The sequence below is a fragment of the Streptosporangium sp. NBC_01639 genome, assembly GCF_045209755.1.
GTDB lineage: Bacteria > Actinomycetota > Actinomycetes > Streptosporangiales > Streptosporangiaceae > Streptosporangium.
In genome coordinates this window covers 148,757-167,392 of record NZ_CP109272.1, presented here as the reverse complement: position 1 = coordinate 167,392, position 18,636 = coordinate 148,757, and the positions used below count along the sequence as shown (strand labels likewise).

Sequence of the window (18,636 nt, the reverse complement as noted above, 5' to 3'; positions counted from 1 at the left end):
AGCGGGGGCGGGCCGGGGGTTAGAAGAGGGAGGCCTGGACGGCGGCGCCGGGCGAGGTGAACGCGCCGCCGAGGGTGATGCGGCGTCCCTTGAGCGTGCCGAGGTCCAGCAGGTAGCCCAGGTCGTCGCTGTCTAACACGACGAGGACTTGGGAGCCGATGCAGGAGAGCGGGGTGAAGCCGTGCTCTCCCTCGTTCACCTCGTGCGGGTACAGCATCCGCGCGCCGTCGGCGTGGCGCAGACGGTTGCCTTCGTCCGGCGGGCACCAGGCTTCCAGGGCGGTCGCGGTGCCGAACTCGGCGAGCGTTTTGGCCGCGCGGTCGACGGCCTGCCGGTGGGCTTCCTCGGCGGCAGGCAAGTCGGCGAGGTCACTCAAGGCTTTGAGCTTGGCCGCGGCCCGAACGGTCTGGGGAATGCCCAGGTGGCGGGTGAGGGCATCTTCGAGATAGCGCACGGCGCGGCCGTCTGGACTCATGGCCAGGTAGGTCGCGAACAACGCCCCCTGTTCGTCGAGGCGGGAGCGCTTGCGCGGCTCGGCTGCGGTGCCGACCTTGGTGGTGCCATCGGCGAAGGTCGCCGCGTACAGCCAATGCGGCTGAGCCATGTACCGCTGGAGTGCTGCGGAGGCGTGGCCACCTTGGTGGAACTGGTGGGCGAAGCGGAAATCGTCTTGCCCCGTGCACCGGGTGCACTGCCCGCTCTGGACAGCCGGTGCGCGGTCGGGGCAAGCGACAGCTTCGACGCGGACGGTGTCGGCGAACCGGTATCGGCCGGTGCACCACCGGCCGGTACCAGTCACGCGGAAGCCGAGGCGCCGGTTCATGAACTCGGCGTAGGTCAGCGGCCCACCGGGCAGCGGGGCGAGCAGCAGCCGGGGGTCCCCGGTGGCCCAGGTGATGCCGTGGCAGATGTACTTGCCGCTGTCGGGCATGGGCACTGGCATGGTGCGTTCCTCGCGAGGATGGGACGGGCGGGATCAGATGGTGAGCTGGAGGCGGTCGGCGAGGGTGCCGGCCGCGGTCTTGAACACGGTGTCGCGGTCCATGCTGGTGACGTCCAGGGACAGCCAGCCGCCGTCCTCGCTCTGCTCCTGGAGTTGGGCGAGGACGGTGTTCTGGTAGCGGATGAAGTCCTCGTCGCCGCTGCCGGAATGGCCGGTCTCCAGGGAGGTGAACTCTCCCTTGCGCAGCAGAGCTTCGCGGGCGCCAACGCGCAGGAAGATCACCAGGTCGGGTTCGGTGAGGTGGGCGAAGACCTGTTCGGCGAGGCGGGTGGAGACGCCGGGGTTGACCGCGTAGCGGGCGAGGATCTTGTGGTGGGCGTTGTCGAGGACGACGTGGGTACCGGCGGCGAGCGCGGGCTGGATGACGAGCTTGTCCTGGAGGGTGTACCAGGCGGCCAACGCCAGCAGCCAGTAGTGATCACCGCAGGCCTGGGCGACGCGGGTGTCGCGCCGGTAGACGACCTCGTTAAGCCGGTCGAGGTAGGCGGACAGCTCCGCGTCCATGGGGACGGCGGTGCTGTGCTTGCCGATGAGGATCGAAGGGTGTCCGGCATCGTTCAGGGCCTGGTGCAGTCGGGCGGCGAGGGTGGACTTGCCTGCCCCGTCGATACCGGTGACCGTGATCTCCCGGCCGCGGGCAAGGGTGGCGGGGCGCGCTTCGACCGTCATGGTCGATTTCCTCCAGGTAGTCAGATCAGGCGGCAGGCCAGGCGGGCCGCGATGATGTCACGGATCCGGTCGACCAGGACGGCACGTCGCCGCAGGACATCGCGGTGACGCTCATTGGACAGGTCCGCCGGGTAGCGGCGGGCGAGATTGTTGGAAATGACGTGGAGGTAGCCGAACCCGATCCCCGCGTGGCTCGCGGCGGCCCCCATGGGACCGATCTCGGGGTCGACGAAGGCGTGTTCAGCGTGCTTGGTCAGCCAGTCGCGGTTCTCCAGCAGGATCGACGGCGACGTCACGTGGACGCCGCTGTGCACCCCGGCCTCAGCGACGGCGACATCGCCGAAGAAGTCGTCCCAGATGACGAGCTCGCCGTCGATGAGGCTCTCGCGGCCGGTGGCGAGCAGCGTGTTCGGCTCGATCTCGGGGGCGAGCGCTCCGACCTTGCCGACGTAGACGACGTCGCGGGCACCGAGGCGGGCGAGTCGGGTGACGACCCGGCCGGCCACGTCGCCCCAGATGCTGTGCTCGAACCCGAGGTAGATCACCGGCCGCCTGTGCACGACGGTGCGCTGCCAGGCGTAGCCTGGGCCGCGCTGCCAGGCGCCTCCGGCCGGGGCGAGGCGCTCCAGCGCCCAGCCGACGATGACGAGATCGCCGTCCAGGTCGAGGTCGAGCCGGTCGATCCCCGCCTCACACGCGGCTGCCTTCGGCGGCTGGTAGGTGATGGTGTTCGCGGGCCGGCCGGTCATCGCAAGGTAGGTGGCGATGATCAGGGCGTAGTGGTGGACGTAGTCGACGCCGGGGAACGCCTTGAGCACCAGCTCGCGGCCGTGGATCTCGGCAGTGGGGCGCTGCCAGTTGAACAGCTTGCCGGTCTTCTCGTGCCGGGAGACCACCGCCGCCCGGTCGTAGCTCCCGACGATCCGGATGCCGTCCCAGGGGTGCTCCTGGATGAGGTGGTGGACCTTGATCTGAAGGTAGCGCAGCAGGCTGTCCGGGCCCATGGTGTGCCCGTTGACCGTGATCGGTGCGGCGCGCAGCAACACGTGCTCGTGCGCGGGGTTGGCGAGGAGGGGGTCAGGCTGGAGACTCACGGGCAGACCTCCGCGATCTGCACGCTGCTGCCGGCCGCCTCGCGTACGACGGCGATATTCCGCCGGATCAGGTCGAAGCGGTCCTCGGGGATCGGGCCGAGCTTCTCGATACGGGGCGTGCTGGGCTTCTCGTACGGACCTTCGGGCAGCAGGGCGATGCCCATCGCGCCGAGGATGACCGGGGCCGCGCCGTCCACGGAGGCGATCCACTCGTGCTCGCGCTGCTCAACCAGCTCCAGGTGTCCGGTCCGGCTCAGCCCGAGCAGCCGGTAGACGATCCGGTCCTCAACCAGGCCGCGGTCTTCCAGGTAGCGGGTGGCCGCCCACCGGGTGCGGCACAGCCGCCCGTCGGGGTCCGGGCGCCGGGAGGCAGGCAGGGCGATGGCACCGACGTAATCGCTGGAGACGAGCGCGTCGTACGTGCGCAGCCACTCCTCGTCGTCCGCGGCGTGCAGGACGGCGCATAGCCGGAAGTCATCTCCGGCTCGGTCGCGGATCTCCCGGGCGGCCTGCTCGCTCGCCTTGAGAGTCGCCGGGCCGTCCCGCATGACGTCAGGCAGGATGATCTCCGCCGCCCCGACGGCGCGCCCGGCTTCGACGAGATCAGCGGCCGGCAGGGCGCACCCGAGGTCGAAGACCCCGTTGTCGACGATGATGTCCGCGCCGCGCTCGGCCTCAAGGGCGAAGAACGCCCGGTACGTCTCGTCGCACAGGACCCGCTGGGCGGCCACGTGGTGAACGCGGGCCGGGTCCTGGGCGACGAAGGCGTCCAGGTAAGCGGGCGGTGCGACGACGGAGAAGTCGATGCTTTGGGCCATCACACGGCCCTCCACTGCCCGGCAACGGTGAGGAACTGCTGCGAGAGGACCGGATCGGTCCGGAAGCGGCCGCCTGTGTGCAGCGTGGTGGTACGGGCCGCCTCCATCCGGACGCCGCGCATGCTCATGCACAGGTGCACGCCGTGCACTGTGACGGCCACGTCCTCGCTGCCGATGGCTGCGGCTACCTCGTCGGCGAGCTGGCGGGTGAAGCGCTCCTGCACCTGGAGGCGCCCGGCGTGGCGTTGCGCGATCCGGCCGAACTTCGACAACCCCAGGACGGTGCGGTCGGCGAGGTAGCCGACGTGCGCGTCCAGCTTCATGGGCAGCATGTGGTGCTCACATAGGGACCACACGTTCAGCCCTCCGACCACGACCAACTGGTCACTGGCGTGGGTTTCGGTGAAGCACGTCGCCATCGCCGAGGGGTCCGGCGACAGGAAGTCGCGCCACCAGGCCGCGACACGGGCCGGCGTGTTGAGCAGGCCCTCGCGGTGGGGGTCCTCTCCGAGAGCGATGAGCAGTTCGCGGACGAGCTCGCTCACGCGGGGCGTGTCTACCGTCGAGCCCGGTACGTCATGGGCCGGCTGTGAAACGGCTCGGTCGGGATGCGCCGTATCAGGGGAGCGCACAGCGTTCGTGGTCATGTTTCTTCCTCGCTTCCAGGGGCTGGGCCAGGAGGTGCGGAGCGGTGGCCGGTTATCGGCCACGTTCGTCGCCCCACAGCAGGACGTGCTGGCGTAGCGACAGCGACCAACCGCGCGCGATCACCGCGTCGACCAGCAGCCGGGCCCGCGTGATGACCTGTTCCGGTGTGGCGCCTTCCGGCATCACCCACACGTCCGGCAGGGCGAAGCGTTCCTGCAGTTGGCTGATTTCCTCCAGGTCGGCCAGGTCGCAGGCGACGAACTTAAACAACGCGTGGCCGCTGGCGGCCAGTACGGTCAGCGTGTCGCCGACGATGCGTTTGTGCTGGGGCAGGTGCGCGTTGGCGAGTTTGGGTGAGACGTTGAACCGCACCCCGTCGACCAGCAGGTCAGAATGCGGCAGCACGGTGCCGTTGGTCTCGATCTCCACCCGCCGTCCTGCCCGCAGCAAGGCACCAACCAATGTGACCAGCGGAAGCTGTTGCAGCAGCGGTTCCCCGCCGGTGATGACGATGAGGTCGACCGGACTGCTCAGCGCCCAGGCGAGAACGTCCGCGACCGACATGCGCGTGGTCTGTTGCCGCAGATCGAATCGGGAGGTGTCCCACGTGAACGGGGTGTCGCAAAACGTGCAGGACAGATTGCACCGCGACAGGCGCACGAACTTGGCGGGCCGGCCGCTGCTGGGCCCCTCACCCTGCAGGGTGGGTCCGAAGCACTCGGCCACCAGGAGAAACTGCTCGCCGGCTGCATCCTGGACCGTTAGGAGGCTGGTCATTTTCGCTCGCTCACCGTGCAGGTGGCGGAGGTTTTCGCGGTCTCGCTGACGACGACCGCGACCAGCCGGCCGGGGATGGCCGGTTCCACGTGCTCGATGAACCATCGCGCCAGGTGCACCGCCAGCAGTTCAGAGGTCGGTTCGACGTTCAGCACCTCGTTGAGGTCGCGGTGGTCGAAACTCTGCTTGATGTAGGCGGCGAACGGCTCCAGCTCACCGAAGTCGGTGATGAATCCCGGGCCGGTCAGCTTGTCTGCGGTCAGCCGTACCTCAACGCGGTAGCTGTGTCCGTGATGGCGGCCGCACTGATGCCCTTCGGGCAGCCCGCCGAGATGATGGGCGGCCTCGAAGGTGAAGTGCTTGCTGATCTCGACATGGAAGCCGTTCAGGCCGTCGCTGCCGTGCGGTGCCCCTGCAGAGGCCTGATGTCCGCTCACCGCTGGCTCTTCTTTCCGCCGCGGCGTGAGGGCGGGGGCCGACCGGTTTTGCTGGTCAGCATCGTTTTCTGGCACTGCCGTTGCCTCCTTATCGGTCTGCTACGGCGCTCTCGGAGGGGGTGGTGTCCCGCTCGGAGGAGGAGTCAAAGCGGGACACCACTGCGACCGGCCGAATGGCTCACGACAGGGGTTGAGGTGTCGTGTGGTCGCATCTGCCCCCGCGAGCGGCCCCTTGGTACGCACCACCGCTCGCGGGAGTTCTGGCGTGACGGCACGGGAGGGTGATCACTGTGCCGTCACGGGTTCATGGCGTCGCCGAGTTCGTGTAGACCTGCTCGGCGATCTTCTGCGCGGCCTTGATCAGGTCACTGCTTGGCGCCTGCCCGGCGGGCTCCTTGTCGGGGTCGGTGCCCCAGTAGATGACGGTGCCGACGTGGTTGGTCCATACGGTCAGGTTGCCGCTGATCACCAGGCGGGGCACTCCCCTCGCGTAGACGATGGACGGGTAGATCTCGTGGGTGTTGAGGGCGGTGCGCAGGCGCTGGATGACGAGGCCGGAAGGGGGGCGTCTGGTGGCCTCGATCAGCCGGTCACCTGCTGGCGTGATGTCGGGCGGACTCACGGTTGTCTCCTTCGGGAAGGGGCCGAGGGGGTGGAGCGGCGCGGCGACCCGTGGGTACCCACCCGCTGGTCGGCTCCAGCAGGCCGCCGCACCGGTCTCACAGCGCCGCCGTCGCCGGCGTCTCTACTGGTTCGGCGAGCTGAGTGGCGATGCGCTGCGCGACTTTCTCCAACTCGGCAACCGGGCCGCGCTCAGCGCGTCGCTCCGGGCCGGTGGACCAGAAGAACGTCAGCCCCTCCGGGTCACCCCACACGGTGAGATCGCTCTTGGCGCGCAGCTGCGGCTGCTCGTCGTCGTAGGCGATCGCGGTGTAGATGTTGTGGGTGTGGAGCAGCTTCTGTAGGCGGTGGAGTGCGACGACCGCGACCTGCCGGGACGTGATCGCGTTCAATCGATTAGCTGCCGGTGTGCCGGGATAGGGGATCACGACCGGGCTCCTTCCATGTTGGTGGGGTGTGGCCCCGGGAGGTGTTCCTCTTGACGCGTCCCAAGGCCGCTCGGAGTGGCAGACCCTTGGTGGCCCCGCAGGCTGGGTATCGAGCGGGCCCGAGGTAAGGGCGAAGGGCCTGCCACAGGTCTGTCGACGGGGAGGTACTGGGGGCCTGCACCCGCACGATTCCCCCGGGCAACCGAGGTGAGTAGGTCGTCGGTCAGCAGCGGGCCCTGAGGACGGTGGCCGTCACGGATTGGGTACGGAGCTGCTCATACTCGATAGCCAACCGAGCGGCGGCGCGGGCCGGCCTGCTTGCGTACGTCCACAACGGCCGGCCACGGCGGTAGGCGGAGCCGGGGACGACCCACTGGTACCGGTGGGTACTCGCACGGACGACCAGGCCCGCGCAGACGGAGATCAGCGCCTCCCCGTGCAGCAAGAACCCGTGCAGGTCGGCGACGATGCCGTGGGTTCTCGCCAGCACCGTGGTGAGGTTCAAGGCCATCCGCACGGCAGGAGGCAGGTCAACGGTGCCCATCAAGATCCGTTCCGAACGTTGTAGGGGTTCGCGTGCCACAGCGGGAGAGCAGACAGTCGCCAAGGTGGAGTCAGTCATCCTTAGCCTCCAGCAGTCGGCTCGCCGTCGCTGCGGAGCGACACGACCGGCGATGTGGTGAGGGGGAGCTCCTCCCACCGCTGGCGAGCCAAGCGAGTGCCTTCCACATGGTGTTCGCGACGTGTCCCTCGGCCACCACGCTCATGGCCGTCATAAGGAAGAGACGCGCGCCCACGTCGCGTCCCTGTCGAGCGATACCAGGAAAGTGAGCCAGGTGGACGGGCCCGGCGGTCTGGCCGGGCAGGCGCGGAGCTTGATGGGGTTCCGCTTCGAGTGCGTGCATCTGGCATCGTCCTTACGTGCGGTGAGGAGTCCTCTTCACCTTGGAGTCATAGCGAGCGCTTGGGAACGCCATCGAGTGGGGCGGTCAAGGGGCAGATTGAGGGCAGATTCGCGGGCCCCCGGATGCCTCGCCGTGCGACGATGCCCGCGAGGAGGTGGGCTGTGGCGAAACCCAACGTGCTCCTGCAGCAGGCGCGTGAACGCGTGCCGTCACCGTCAGCGCCAGGGGAACCCGCGTCGCGGCAGGACCTTGCAGACCTGGTCAACGCCTGGATGCTGAACGAGAAGAACCGGGTGGGGACGTGGACGGCCAATTACGTCGGCAAGCTGGAGCGCGGTCTCGTACGCTGGCCCAATGCCGATTGCCGGGCAGCGCTGCGTGCCATCCTCGGCGTCACACAGGACAAGGACCTCGGGTTTGCCCGACCGCAACGAGCCAGACCGCCCGTTACCGTGATAAGTGTGGATCGACAAACGTTCATCCGTACCGCTGCTCTGGGGATGGCTGCGGCTCTCCCGCTCGCCGAACTCGTGCCCGCCAAACCTGCGAATCTGCCCGCTCAAGTGTCGGCCAACGATGTCCGCGAACTGAAGCACATGGCCAGCGCCTTCCTCACGTGGGATCACACCTACGGCGGCGGCCTGGTGCGAGAGGCAGTCGCCGCGCAACTGCGTTACTCCGTGGCCCTGCTTGAGCAGGCTCGCTGCCCGCCAAGGCTGCGCAGCGAGCTGTTCGTCGCAGTGGGTTGGCTGGGCCAGGTTGCCGCCGCCATGGCGTTCGACTCCTACGTGCACGACGACGCCCGCAAGATGTTCCGGCTCGCGCTTACCTGCGCGGAGGAAGCCGGTGACTGGCATCTGCGGGCCAAGGTGCTGTCCTCGATGGCGCGGCAAGCCATCTGGTGCGGGGACGCCGACAACGGGCTCACCCTTATTGAGCTCGCCATGGTACGGGCAGATCGGCTGACGCCAGCCGAACGCGCCATGCTGCTGTCGGCCAGAGCCAGAGCCCTCGGCAAGCTGGGTATGGTGCCGGAGACCTTGGAGACGATCGGGCACGCCGACGACCAGTTCGCTCGGATTCGACCGGGTGAGGAACCGCCCTGGATGCGCTACTACGACGCCGCTCAGCACGCCGGCGACACCGGGCACGCCCTGTACGACCTCGCCATTGACGGCCGATTCATCGGGGAAGCTTCTACGCGGCTGGCCAGCGCGGTGGCGGGGCACAGTGCCGCCTACGTCCGGTCCCGGGCGATCAGCGGCATCAAGCTCGCCTCGCTCACCATGGCGACCGGAGACCCCGAGGAGGCCGCAGCGATCGGCGCTCGCGCGGTGATCGACGCGGGCACGGTGCGGTCCTGCCGTGCTCAAGACGACATGCGGGAACTGTCCCGGCTTGCCCGCCCCCACGATAAGCGCACGCCCGTCGCCGAGCTGCGGCACCGCATCGCCGCGGCGGTCAAGGCATGACCCAGGTCAGCGCCGAGACGGCCGCCAGAGCAGTTCTCGATACCGCTGGCCGTCGTGCCGGGATCGACGTCGCCAAGGCCGAGCTGATGCGACTCGGCGAGAACGCCCTCTACCGGCTGCCGAACAGGATCATCGCCCGCATCGCCCGTTCCGGCCAGTTGGCCGCGGCCGCGCGAGAGGTGGCGGTGGCGCGTTGGTTGGAAGCCAGCGGCGTGGATGCCGTCCGAGTATTGCCAGATGTTGCGCAGCCTGTCGACGTGGACGGCCGGGCTGTCACCTGGTGGCAGGAGTTGCCACCTCATCGGGAGGGCACCGCGCTACAGGTGGCTACCGCGCTGCGGCGCCTGCACGATTTGCCGCCGCCGACCGGATTCAACATCGGTCGGCTGGATCCGTTCGTGCGGCTGGCCGAGCGGATCGACCGGGCGGTCACGCTGTCGGAGGCGGATCGGGCGTGGATGCGCGCCCATCTGTCGGATTTGGCGGTTCGGTACGCGGCCTTGCCCGAGACTCTGCCCGAGAGCGTGGTGCACGGTGACGCCTGGATCGGGAACGTCGTCAGCGCCGGGAATCGCGTGGTGTTTCTCGATTTGGAGCGTTGCTCAGTGGGACCCCCGGAATGGGACCTGACCTCCACGGCCGTGAAGACGTTCACGCTGGCCGGGATCAGTGTCGAGGACTACGCGGTATTCGTGCGAGCGTACGGGTACGACGTGACGGCGTGGGCGGGGTTCGAGGTCCTGCGGGACATCCGTGAGTTCCGGATGACGTGCATGGCCGCGCAAGTGGCCGCGGAGAACCCTGCGCGGCATGACGAGATCGTGCTGCGGTTGGCGTGCCTGCGCGGCGAGCGCGGGTCGCGCCCATGGCTCTGGACGCCAGTGCCATGATATCGCGGAGCTGACCTGGGTCGATGGCTCCCTACCGGTTCGTGATCTTCGCCGGTAGCATCACAAAATATGAAGCACGATCTCGGGGCGGTAGCTCAGCTGGTTAGAGCAACAGACTCATAATCTGATGGTCGGGGGTTCAAGTCCCTCCCGCCCTACTCCGATCCCGTCTTCATCGGGCCCGTCACTACGGCGACGATCACCGTGCCTGGCATGAAGGTGCCTTGCTCAACCATGGTGAAGATCCCCCACATCATCTTCGCCACATACACCCACTCCAGCAGCATTGCGTGCCGTTCGGCGAAGTCGTCGATGAACGTGTCGAGCTCGGGGCTGCGTTTGGCGTACCCGCCAGCGTGGAAGTCGTAGGCGATCGACCAGTTGGCCGACACCTCACCGTAGGTCGCGGCCTGGAGCCTGGCGACGTCGTCGGCCAGGAACTGACCCCCTTTCAAGATGGAGAAACCCAGCGCCCGCTGACCGACGTTCAGGCCGGCTGCGATGCCCGCGAGCGTGCCCCCAGTACCGACCGGGCAGCAGATGACATCGAACGGTACGTCGATCTCCGCGGGGAGTTCCGCACAACCACGGACGGCCAGCTCGTTGCTGCCGCCCTCCGGCAGCAGGTAGAAGGGCCCGAACTCCTGCCGGAGCGCGTCGATGACAGGCACGGTGTCCTTGGCCCGATAGGTGGCGCGGTCCATGTAGGTCAGTCGCATCCCGCAGTCGGCGGCGAAGGTCAAGACGTCGTTGAGCGGCTGGTGCTCCTCGCCGCGGATGACGCCGATGGTCTGAAACCCGCAGAGGGGGCCGGCTGCGGCGACGGCCCGCACGTGGTTGGAGTAGGCACCGCCGAAGGTCAGCAGAGTCTCATGACCCAGCTCAGCGGCTCGCGTCAGGTTGTGTTGCAGCTTGCGCCACTTGTTGCCGGGCAGGAGTGGGTGGATCAGGTCGTCGCGTTTGAGAAGCAGGCGCACCCCCGCGCGGGCAAGGCGCGCATCGAGGAGTTCCGTCAGGGGCGGTGAGGCTTGCGCTGGCTCGTGCCGGCCGTGCCTCAGGTGGCTCATGTCTTCAGGATGTCAAGCTCATGGTGTAGGATCCGCGTTCCAATGTCACATGGCGAGTCCGTGAGCTGGGCGCTCCTCTGAGTCCGCGCTCCGTGTCACCTTGATCGTTCCGGGTTACGTGTCATTTCCCTGAGCGGAGTGCTGTTCTCCTGCAGTGCCGCCTTCGGTTCCTCTTCAGATGCTTTCAGTACCTCTCGCAACTGATCACGTTCTGCTTCGACCTCCCGTAGTTGGGCTGTTCCCGCCTTGAGCCGGTCGCGTTCCGCGCGCAGGGTTCCGAGCTCGGCCGTGGCCAGTTCTAGGGCCTGTACGGGATTGAGATCAGCGGAATTCGCCTGCGCGATGATCTGTGATCTTGGTAAGTGTGTCGGGCCGACCCTGTGGCGCCGGGCGAGGTCGCCCGGCGCCACAGGTGATCTGGCAGGTGGTTCGTCAGTGGCGATGGGTCATGTCACGGTGAACATGAGGACGCCTGTCAGAGCGGTGTAGCCGTCGTTGTGGAGGTACCAGGCCGCGTACGTTCCCGGGCCGGGCAGGGCGGTGGTGGGGATGGCGATGGCGCCCTGAGCGTCGGGGGCGTATTTCCAGGCGAGGGCCTCCACCTCCGAGGGTTTTTTGTCGACCGGATACAGGCCGATCCAGTTCTTGGCGCTGACGGTGCCGGGCGGGGTGGAGTAGTGGAAGGTGATGTTCGTTCCCCTGGCGACGGACTTGGTGGTGCTGGTGAGGGTGCTCACGGGCGCCGGTGCGGCGGACGTGATGACGAGGGTGTCAGGGGAGAGGTTGTAGTAGGCAGCCAGGCGGCCCACGATGGTTTCGGCGTAGGAGGCCAGGCTGGTGAAGTGGGTGGCCAGCGCGGTTTTGGCTGCTGCGCTCAACGCGGTGAAGTCGCCGGTGGCGCCGACCAGGTAGGGCTGCAGGCGACTGATGAGCTCATAATCGCTGGTGATGCCGAGGGCCCCCATGGCCTGGGCCAGAGACGGGGTGGTGGTGGCGGTGTCCAGGACGCGGCTGACGAAGGTGACCCGGTGCATAATGCGCCAGCAGGGGGGTTTGCGATCAGATTGCTGGGCGCGCTTGAGGGCCAGCGCGTTGGGGTCCTTGCCGCGGTCCAGCCATTCGGGGTCGATGACCTTGCCGTAGAAGTCCTCGAAGTTGTCGGTGGTGGTGTCGAGGTAGAGGGTCATGAAGCGGTAGGCGTCGACGCGGCCGGGCACCAGGATCGGCTTGCCGTCGGTGTCGAACGAGGGGGTGCCGTTGTTGTGTTTTTGCAACTGGTTGCCGGGCGCGCAGGTGACGTCCAGGCTGAAGGTCCGGGTGGCGTCCTTGGACTTGCTGCGAGTGATGCTGTAGCCGGTGGTCGTGGTGGACTCAAAACCGAACTTGGCGCCGACGTTGCCGATCGCGAAGCCCCCGACCTCGCTCCAGCCGATGGCGGCGGTGAAGCTGAAGGAGCCGGCCGTGGTCTCGGTGACCTGGTCGGTGGTGCCGGTGGTTTCGGCGAAGAACCCGCCGGCGGCGGTCCACACGTAGGTGTTGACGATGTTGCGGCGTGAGGCGGCCCGGGTGGCCGCGCGTCCGGTCTCGGGGTTGCCGCCCTGGGTGACCTCGGCGCCGGTGCCGCCCATCATGCCGTTCAGCACCTTGGCCGCCTGGCCGTGGGTGGGGTCGGGGGCGTGGGTCTCGGTGGACACCGATTCGTAGAAGCCCTGGAGCTGCTGCTGTTCGCGCTGGATCCGCTTCTTGATCCGGTAAGCCTCCACCGGCCGGTAGTAGCTGAACTCGCCGCGCTCCCCCTGGCCCGCCTTGGGGAAGTGCGGGTCGGGGAAGGGGCGCAGCCCTTGGGTTTTCTCGTCCTTGGCGTAGCCGACGACGCCGTCCAAGGTGCCCTGCTTGGTGTAGCGGGGATTGATCGGGAAGGGAATCAGGTTCCAGTCGCGGGGTATGTCGGGCGAGGGGAGCATCCGGTAGGCCACCAGGGCGCCGCTGTGGACCAGGCGCAGCGCGTACAGGTCGGCGGTCTCGGACTGCACCACGGCGAATCCGGTGTTGGCCGGCACCCAGCGCCGCCCGGCGGTGGGATTGACCTGCTTGGCCGGGTCGGTGTCCTCCCAGCCGCCGATGACCTCTACCTTGCTGGTTCGGGTGGTGTTGGTGCCTTGGGAGACCTTGGTCTCGTTGCTCCAGGTGTTGGCGTACTTGAGTTCGACGTTGAGCCCGAGATCCAAGGTGGATTCGGCCAGGGGTTGCGCCGTGCCGGCGCCCAGGGGGGCGGCGACGGTCCAGATGCTCTGGGCGGTCGCGATCTCGAATTTCACCTTCGCGGACGTGTCGATGCTGTTGTTTTTGTTCGATGACAGGGCGTTGACGACGTTGTCGGCCTGGACGAAGGCGACGGAGGAGGCGCCCTTGTAGTCGTCGGCGGTGCCGGTGATGAGGTTTTCTGAGGGGATCGGCGGGGCGCCTTCGATGTAGCCGATCAGTTGCGGGTCGAACTGGGCCTGGCCCACCCAGGTGGTGGTCAGCTCGCCGACCTTGTACCCGGTGCTCAGTGCCCAGGACTTGTCGGTTTGCAGGTAGGTGTAAGCCCGTTTCAGCACCCCGATGAGCGAGTCGTCGGTAAGGCGTTGGATGTCGCCGTACTCGGTGGCGGCCGGGGTGGCTGCGATCGTGGTGTGGAAGGCGGTGCGGATGCCGGTCAGCGCGGAGCGGATTTGGGCGGTGTCGGTGGAGATCGGCGCGGTGGACAATACGATCTTGGGGGCCGGAGTTGACTGGGTCAGGTGATGGCCGCTGAGGCCGGCGTCCTTCACCGACGCTCCGGCCACGGTGTCGTCGGCGTCGAAGGGGTAGTAGGCCAGCAGGTCCTGGCGGTCGCCGCGGACGCGGCCGAACATGTTGTCCAGGATCTGTTCTTGGGTGCGGGCGGTGCGCCAGGCCCGGATTTCGTCCAGGTCGCCGGTGAATCCGTCGGCCACCACCGAGCGCGGGGAGGTGGGCCGCACCACGCTCGACGTCGTCCAGATCGTCTTGTCCGAGGAGATGGGGCTGCCGTTGCGGTAGAAGGTGAATCGGTTTCCGTCGGGGTCGGGGGTGCGGACGCGACTCACCGCGTGCAGCGTGGCCGGGTAGGAGCCGCACAGGTCCTCGGTCTGAGATCCCTTGCTCTCGGGGAAGGTCCACCACGCGATCAGGCCGGAGGCCTTGGTGGTGATCGGGACGCCGATCTGGTCGCCGCCCCTGACGACGGTCCAGATCCGCACCTCCGACAGCGCGCCCTTCAAACCGGACGCTGCCTTACCCACCGTCATCCGGCCCAGTTCGACCGGCGCGTCGTTGCCCACGGGCTTGGCGCCGCCGTACCACTGCGAGTCGCCGACCTTCTTGCCGTTGATGAAGAAGCAGATCTCCACCTCGGTCGTCGTCCCCGTCGGGTTCTTGCGGGTGACGGCGACCTTGGTGAAAGTGCCCGCCGCCAGGGCCGTCGTCGACTTGTAGACCTTCGCCGCCTCCGAGCCGGAACCGGGCTCGAAGGAGAAGGCGAGGCGACCGTCGGTGTCCACATACAGGCAGTAGGGGACCGCGGTGTGGTTGCCGGCGCCGAGCGCGCCCTTGCCGACCAGCCCTTGTTTGACGCCGATGGAGTCGAGTTTCACAAATGCCTCGATGGTCAGATCGTCCACGAGGTCCAGACCGCCCGCGCCGCCGGCGTTGAGGTGGCCGGTGCCGTCCATCTGGATCGCCCAGTCCTGCTCGAACGACACCGCCAGGTGCGCCCATTCGGCCAGGGGGAACACCTCGGAGCTGCGGTAGACCTGCTGGTTGATGTTGGCGTTGATGGCGTAGCCGCGCTCCCCGTTGGTTCGGGTACCATCTTCCACGCCCAGCGCGTACCACGTGTCGCCGACATCGGTGTGCACGATGGTGTCCATGCCGTCGACGAACGTCGGCTTGGCCCAGGCCTCAAGCGTCAGGTTCCCGGACGCGGCCAAGGCGGAGATGTTCGCCGTACTCGCCAGTTCCAGACGATGCTTTTGGGCGGCGTCGAAGGAGAACGCCCGTCCCGGCGCGTCACCGTGCCAGCGCGGCCCCAGCGGTTCGCTGAGATTGGACGCGGTGCCGGCCGGCACCGACGCGGTGAGGGACCCGGCGTAGGCGCTGACCAGCAGTGAACCGTGGGCCGGCGACATGCCGGCAACGTTGCACGAGGCCAGCGTGTAATCGTAGGCCGCGATGCGGACCTTGGCGCCCGTGCCGGCGGTGAGGGGGGCGGTGGACAGGGTGATCTGCGCCGACCCCGACTGCCCGCTTGCCACGGTGCGGCTGTCCTCGCCCACCATGATGGTCGAGCCCACCACCAGGGTGCTCGTCAGCGGTTCGGTCAGCGTCACGGTCTTGTCCTGGACCGACAGAATCGTCCCCAGGGTCGATCCTCGTGCCGAGCCGTTCAGCACCGCGGCCAGCAGGTCGGCTCGGTCGGGGACTGAGGCGAACGTCTCGACCGTCGTGCCCCGGCTCACCTCCACCTTGCACATGCCGGTCCCGGCCGCGGTCACCTTCACGTCGAAGTCGGCCAGCTTCATCGCCACATCGCGGCCGGACAGGCGCAGCGCGCCGCCCGTCACCGCGATCTCCTTGACCGCAGGGGAGATGGTGGTGGCGTAGTAGACGGCGAAGAACTGGCCCTCGCCGCCGCGGAAGTACAGCGCCACCTCACCGGTGGAGGCATCCAGCAGCGCAGGGGCGTGAGTTGTCCAGGCGAAGGACAACAAGGCGCCCAGCACGGTCAGGCCTGAGCGGTCGATGCATACCTTGGGCATCGCCACGACCGCCTCGGCCGCGCCGATCAGCGCCCCGGTCAGCGTGGCTTGTGCGTTGAGCGCCGTCTCCAAGGCCGCCTTGTCCGCCCCGAGTCGCTTTTTGGCCTCGGACTGGCGATCGGCTTCCGGATTCAGGGCGGCCATCTCGGCGAGGAGTCTTCTCTCCCTGTCCCGGTGGCCGCCCCAGTCGCGAGCCGGGCCGACGATATTCCGGTTGAGCGCGACCAGGCTGATGGCGCCTCCGTCGTACAGTTCGTGATCGATCTGGGCCAACCGCGCCCTGGTGCCCGCGAGCCGCTCCGCGAGCGCCTGGTCGTTGTAGAGCTGACCGCGGGCCGTGGTGACGGCCTCCTGAGCGGCCCCCAGTTTGTTGCTGTCCTTGGTGGGGTCGGGCGTGCCGACCCACGTCAGATCGATCACTGCCGGCGCTGTGGCCAGTTTCCCCTCCGTCGACAGAGCGAAGTCCAAGGTCGCCACGTAGGAGCGGCCGGTCGGCTCACCCGTCGGCGGCGGCCCGGAGGTGGCGAAGGCCAACAAGACCCGCGCCTGTCCCTTCTCCGGCGACGGCGTGTGGTCATACCCCGTCACCGCCGGGTGCTGCTGGTAGTACAGGGTCGCGGTCAGGCCGAAGACCGCCTTGCGCCCGGTGATCGAGAACGACTGGTGGCTCACCCCGGGGCCGTCGAACAACGGGGCGTCCGAATCGGTCCACACCGGGCCGGCGGCGAAGGTGCCCTCGAACTTGTTGACACCGCGGTCGCGCACCGTGGTGCCGGTGCCTTCGTCGAAGGGGAGGTAGGCATACAGCCCAGTCTCGGTGCCGGTCGGCCGTTGTCCGCGCGCCGAGAAATCCGCGCGGGCGAGCGTCCAGATCCGCACCTCGTCGATATGGCCGTTGAAGGGGTCGGCCGACGCCGGACCGGAGACGACCCGTTTGCCGACCAGGAGCTGGGAGGTGACCTCGACGGTCGCGGTTGTGGCCAGGGTGCCTGCGGCCACGCCGTTGAGGAACAGTTGCATTTGTGATCCGTCGAAGACTGCCGCCACGTGGGAGTAGGCGCCCATCGGCACCGCCGCGGTGGAGGTGAGGGTCTGCGAGCCGTGACCGAACAGCAGTTTGCCGTCGGCCTTCAGGCTCAGATGGGCCGGGGTGGCCGTGCCGGTGGTGTCGGTGCGGCCCATGATGAGGCCGGTGGTAGTGGCGGTGGCGGGCTTGATCCAGGCCTCCATCGTGTATGGCCCGGCGGTCACCGCTGTGGAGGTCTTCCCCACAGCCACCGGGGCACTGGCGGTGTTGTCGAATCGCAGCGCGGTGCCTCCCCGGTTCTGCGGGGGGCGCACCGGCACCAGCAGTTTCCCGGTGTGCGAATCGATGCCCGGGGCCCGCTCCAGCACCGAGCTGGCGAATTTGGGGTCGGGGCTGGTGTAGAGCTGGGTGCCGGCGACGTTGAACAACCCCTCAGGGCTTTGTTCCAGGTTGTAGCTGTGCAGCAGGCCGGCGTCGTCGGCGGTGAAGATCTGCCAGCGCGAAAACCCCGAGATGGCGGTCGGCAGCGACAGCACCGAGAAGATCCCGCCGCTGAGCTTGCCAGCGAACGACAGCTTCAGGGTCGGCTCGTAAAACAGCTGCCCCTCCATGTCGCGGGTGCCGAGGGTGTCTCCGCCGGAGGCGGGGGCGATTCGGCTGCGGCTGCGCTGGTAGCGCGCCTCCACGACTGGTTTGAGTTCGGCGCCGACCAGCACGAACCGGTCGCACAGCAACACCGAGTCGGCCGCGGCGACCTTGGCCCCGCCGACCAGGGTGTAGTCCTTGCGCGCGGGGTCCCCCGACCACAGGCCCCCGCTCGTCTTATACACCGACCCCGGATCACCGGAGGCGAGCGACTGGCGAAACACCAGGATGTGCCGGCCGTCTGAGAGCACCTGGATGGGGAAGGGCGAGGTCAGCCGAGCCGTCGTCGACAGGAACGGATCGTCTTCTCCCGGCAGCAGCTTCTCCGAGAACGACGCCTCCACCGAGCCGCGCCTCTTCACCGTCGGCATGACCGCCGTCAGCGGCGTCTCCGTGCCCACCTCGATGAGTTCGGTGGGGAAGGGCAGCAGTCCCGGGTCGTTGTTCCAATAGGCCGCATCCAGCGCTCCTCGCGCCCGGTCAGCCTGGTCCAGGCTCAGCACGCTGTAGTAGATATGCCGGTCGGCTCCCACTGCGAAGGCGACGACCATGCCGTCGTGGCGGACCATCGTCGTGGAGGTGTACTGACGGTCCTTGTAGACCTTCACCAGGTTTTTGTCATGCACGAAGAAAACTCCTGACCATTGACGCCTGAAAAGCACGTGAAGACATCCGCGCACCACAAAACAAAACGCGATGCGACCAGTTGAATGCGTGCGCTAAATACGTACGCGAAAGAATGAGATGTGCGCGTCCGCTAAGGGGGCGCGCAACAACGGCTCGAATATCACCCGTCGGCACCGTGAGCCGACGTGTGCGACCCATGCCCGACGGCACTGCAGAGCTTTCGCCCCGTCACCTGGGCAGGCAGACGCCGCCCTCCAGCTTGACTCCCTGTCTGTAGGACCGAGGCGCGTCTTAAGCGACAGCGGTGCACATCCCACCGATACCGCCTGCCCAACACGAACCATCACTAAGACATCACATCGCGTGGCAAATAACAACAGACAGTTTCGGTATGGTGCGCCGTTTTTCAGCGTGGCTGCGATTTCCGCATCATTGACTTGAAATCCTTGCTATCTCGACTGTCACCAGAAATATGGCCTGGCCTTTTCCTGTATGAAGGGGGGCCATATCATGCGGCAGGGACAGCTATTTTGATGTAAGTTTTCTGATGGTTTCACGGCGCCTCGGTCAGTCCGTAATAAGGGATCACCTATCGGCCGTAATCTGCGCCTGGCCGATACCCGTTCCACCAACGGGCAGTGCGTCCGTGCTCGGAGCAACCGTCGAGGCCACCGTGGACCGGCATCGG

At 67.5% G+C, this 18,636-nt stretch carries 14 protein-coding genes and 1 tRNA gene; 3 read left to right on the top strand and 12 right to left on the bottom strand.

Annotation, left to right across the window (positions count from 1 at the left end; genetic code table 11):
- Positions 1–19: 19 nt before the first annotated feature.
- The 10 genes from OHA77_RS00780 to OHA77_RS00735 form a co-directional block, all read right to left on the bottom strand.
- Positions 20–943, bottom strand: a complete 924-nt coding sequence (locus tag OHA77_RS00780; protein WP_406315324.1) for a DUF2797 domain-containing protein — start codon at positions 941–943, stop codon at positions 20–22.
- 33 nt (positions 944–976) lie between these two features.
- Complete coding sequence (locus tag OHA77_RS00775) at positions 977–1,672, bottom strand: dTMP kinase (RefSeq protein ID WP_406315323.1); 696 nt, start codon at positions 1,670–1,672, stop codon at positions 977–979.
- Positions 1,673–1,692: 20 nt separating this feature from the next.
- Positions 1,693–2,766 (bottom strand): hypothetical protein, encoded by a 1,074-nt coding sequence (locus OHA77_RS00770; protein ID WP_406315321.1) that lies wholly within the window; start codon positions 2,764–2,766, stop codon positions 1,693–1,695.
- Complete coding sequence (locus OHA77_RS00765; protein WP_406315319.1) at positions 2,763–3,584, bottom strand: hypothetical protein; 822 nt, start codon at positions 3,582–3,584, stop codon at positions 2,763–2,765. Before OHA77_RS00765 ends, OHA77_RS00770 begins: the two co-directional genes overlap by 4 nt.
- Complete coding sequence (gene folE, locus OHA77_RS00760) at positions 3,584–4,129, bottom strand: GTP cyclohydrolase I (protein ID WP_406315318.1); 546 nt, start codon at positions 4,127–4,129, stop codon at positions 3,584–3,586. Before folE ends, OHA77_RS00765 begins: the two co-directional genes overlap by 1 nt.
- 154 nt (positions 4,130–4,283) lie before the next feature.
- The gene (locus OHA77_RS00755; protein ID WP_406315316.1) at positions 4,284–5,009 is read right to left on the bottom strand and encodes a 7-carboxy-7-deazaguanine synthase QueE; all 726 of its coding nucleotides are present in this window, start codon (positions 5,007–5,009) and stop codon (positions 4,284–4,286) included.
- Entirely contained in the window at positions 5,006–5,446 is a 441-nt protein-coding gene (locus OHA77_RS00750) for a 6-pyruvoyl trahydropterin synthase family protein (RefSeq protein ID WP_406315315.1), read from the bottom strand. The genes OHA77_RS00755 and OHA77_RS00750 overlap by 4 nt, the downstream gene beginning before the upstream one ends.
- Positions 5,447–5,750: 304 nt before the next feature.
- Positions 5,751–6,068 carry a hypothetical protein gene (locus OHA77_RS00745; RefSeq protein ID WP_406315314.1) on the bottom strand — a complete coding sequence of 106 codons (318 nt, stop codon included), beginning with the start codon at positions 6,066–6,068 and terminating at the stop codon, positions 5,751–5,753.
- Between the two features lie 97 nt (positions 6,069–6,165).
- A complete protein-coding gene (locus OHA77_RS00740; RefSeq protein ID WP_406315312.1) occupies positions 6,166–6,495 on the bottom strand; it encodes a hypothetical protein in 330 nt (109 codons plus the stop codon).
- Positions 6,496–6,718: 223 nt separating this feature from the next.
- Entirely contained in the window at positions 6,719–7,039 is a 321-nt protein-coding gene (locus OHA77_RS00735; RefSeq protein WP_406315310.1) for a hypothetical protein, read from the bottom strand.
- A 522-nt stretch (positions 7,040–7,561) separates the two neighbouring features.
- On the opposite strand from OHA77_RS00735, the gene OHA77_RS00730 reads away from it, so the two are divergent.
- From OHA77_RS00730 to OHA77_RS00720, 3 genes are all read left to right on the top strand, one after another.
- Positions 7,562–8,872: a hypothetical protein gene (locus tag OHA77_RS00730; RefSeq protein ID WP_406315308.1), complete on the top strand. Its 1,311-nt coding sequence runs from the start codon at positions 7,562–7,564 to the stop codon at positions 8,870–8,872.
- Positions 8,869–9,762 carry a phosphotransferase family protein gene (locus OHA77_RS00725; protein ID WP_406315306.1) on the top strand — a complete coding sequence of 298 codons (894 nt, stop codon included), beginning with the start codon at positions 8,869–8,871 and terminating at the stop codon, positions 9,760–9,762. The genes OHA77_RS00730 and OHA77_RS00725 overlap by 4 nt, the downstream gene beginning before the upstream one ends.
- An 84-nt stretch (positions 9,763–9,846) precedes the next feature.
- A tRNA-Ile gene (locus tag OHA77_RS00720) sits at positions 9,847–9,920 on the top strand.
- Here OHA77_RS00720 and OHA77_RS00715 read toward each other — a convergent pair.
- Positions 9,918–10,829 carry a 1-aminocyclopropane-1-carboxylate deaminase/D-cysteine desulfhydrase gene (locus OHA77_RS00715; protein WP_406315304.1) on the bottom strand — a complete coding sequence of 304 codons (912 nt, stop codon included), beginning with the start codon at positions 10,827–10,829 and terminating at the stop codon, positions 9,918–9,920. The genes OHA77_RS00720 and OHA77_RS00715 overlap by 3 nt on opposite strands.
- Before the next feature lie 446 nt (positions 10,830–11,275).
- Positions 11,276–17,947 carry a LamG-like jellyroll fold domain-containing protein gene (locus tag OHA77_RS00710; RefSeq protein WP_406315302.1) on the bottom strand — a complete coding sequence of 2,224 codons (6,672 nt, stop codon included), beginning with the start codon at positions 17,945–17,947 and terminating at the stop codon, positions 11,276–11,278.
- Positions 17,948–18,636 lie beyond the last annotated feature (689 nt).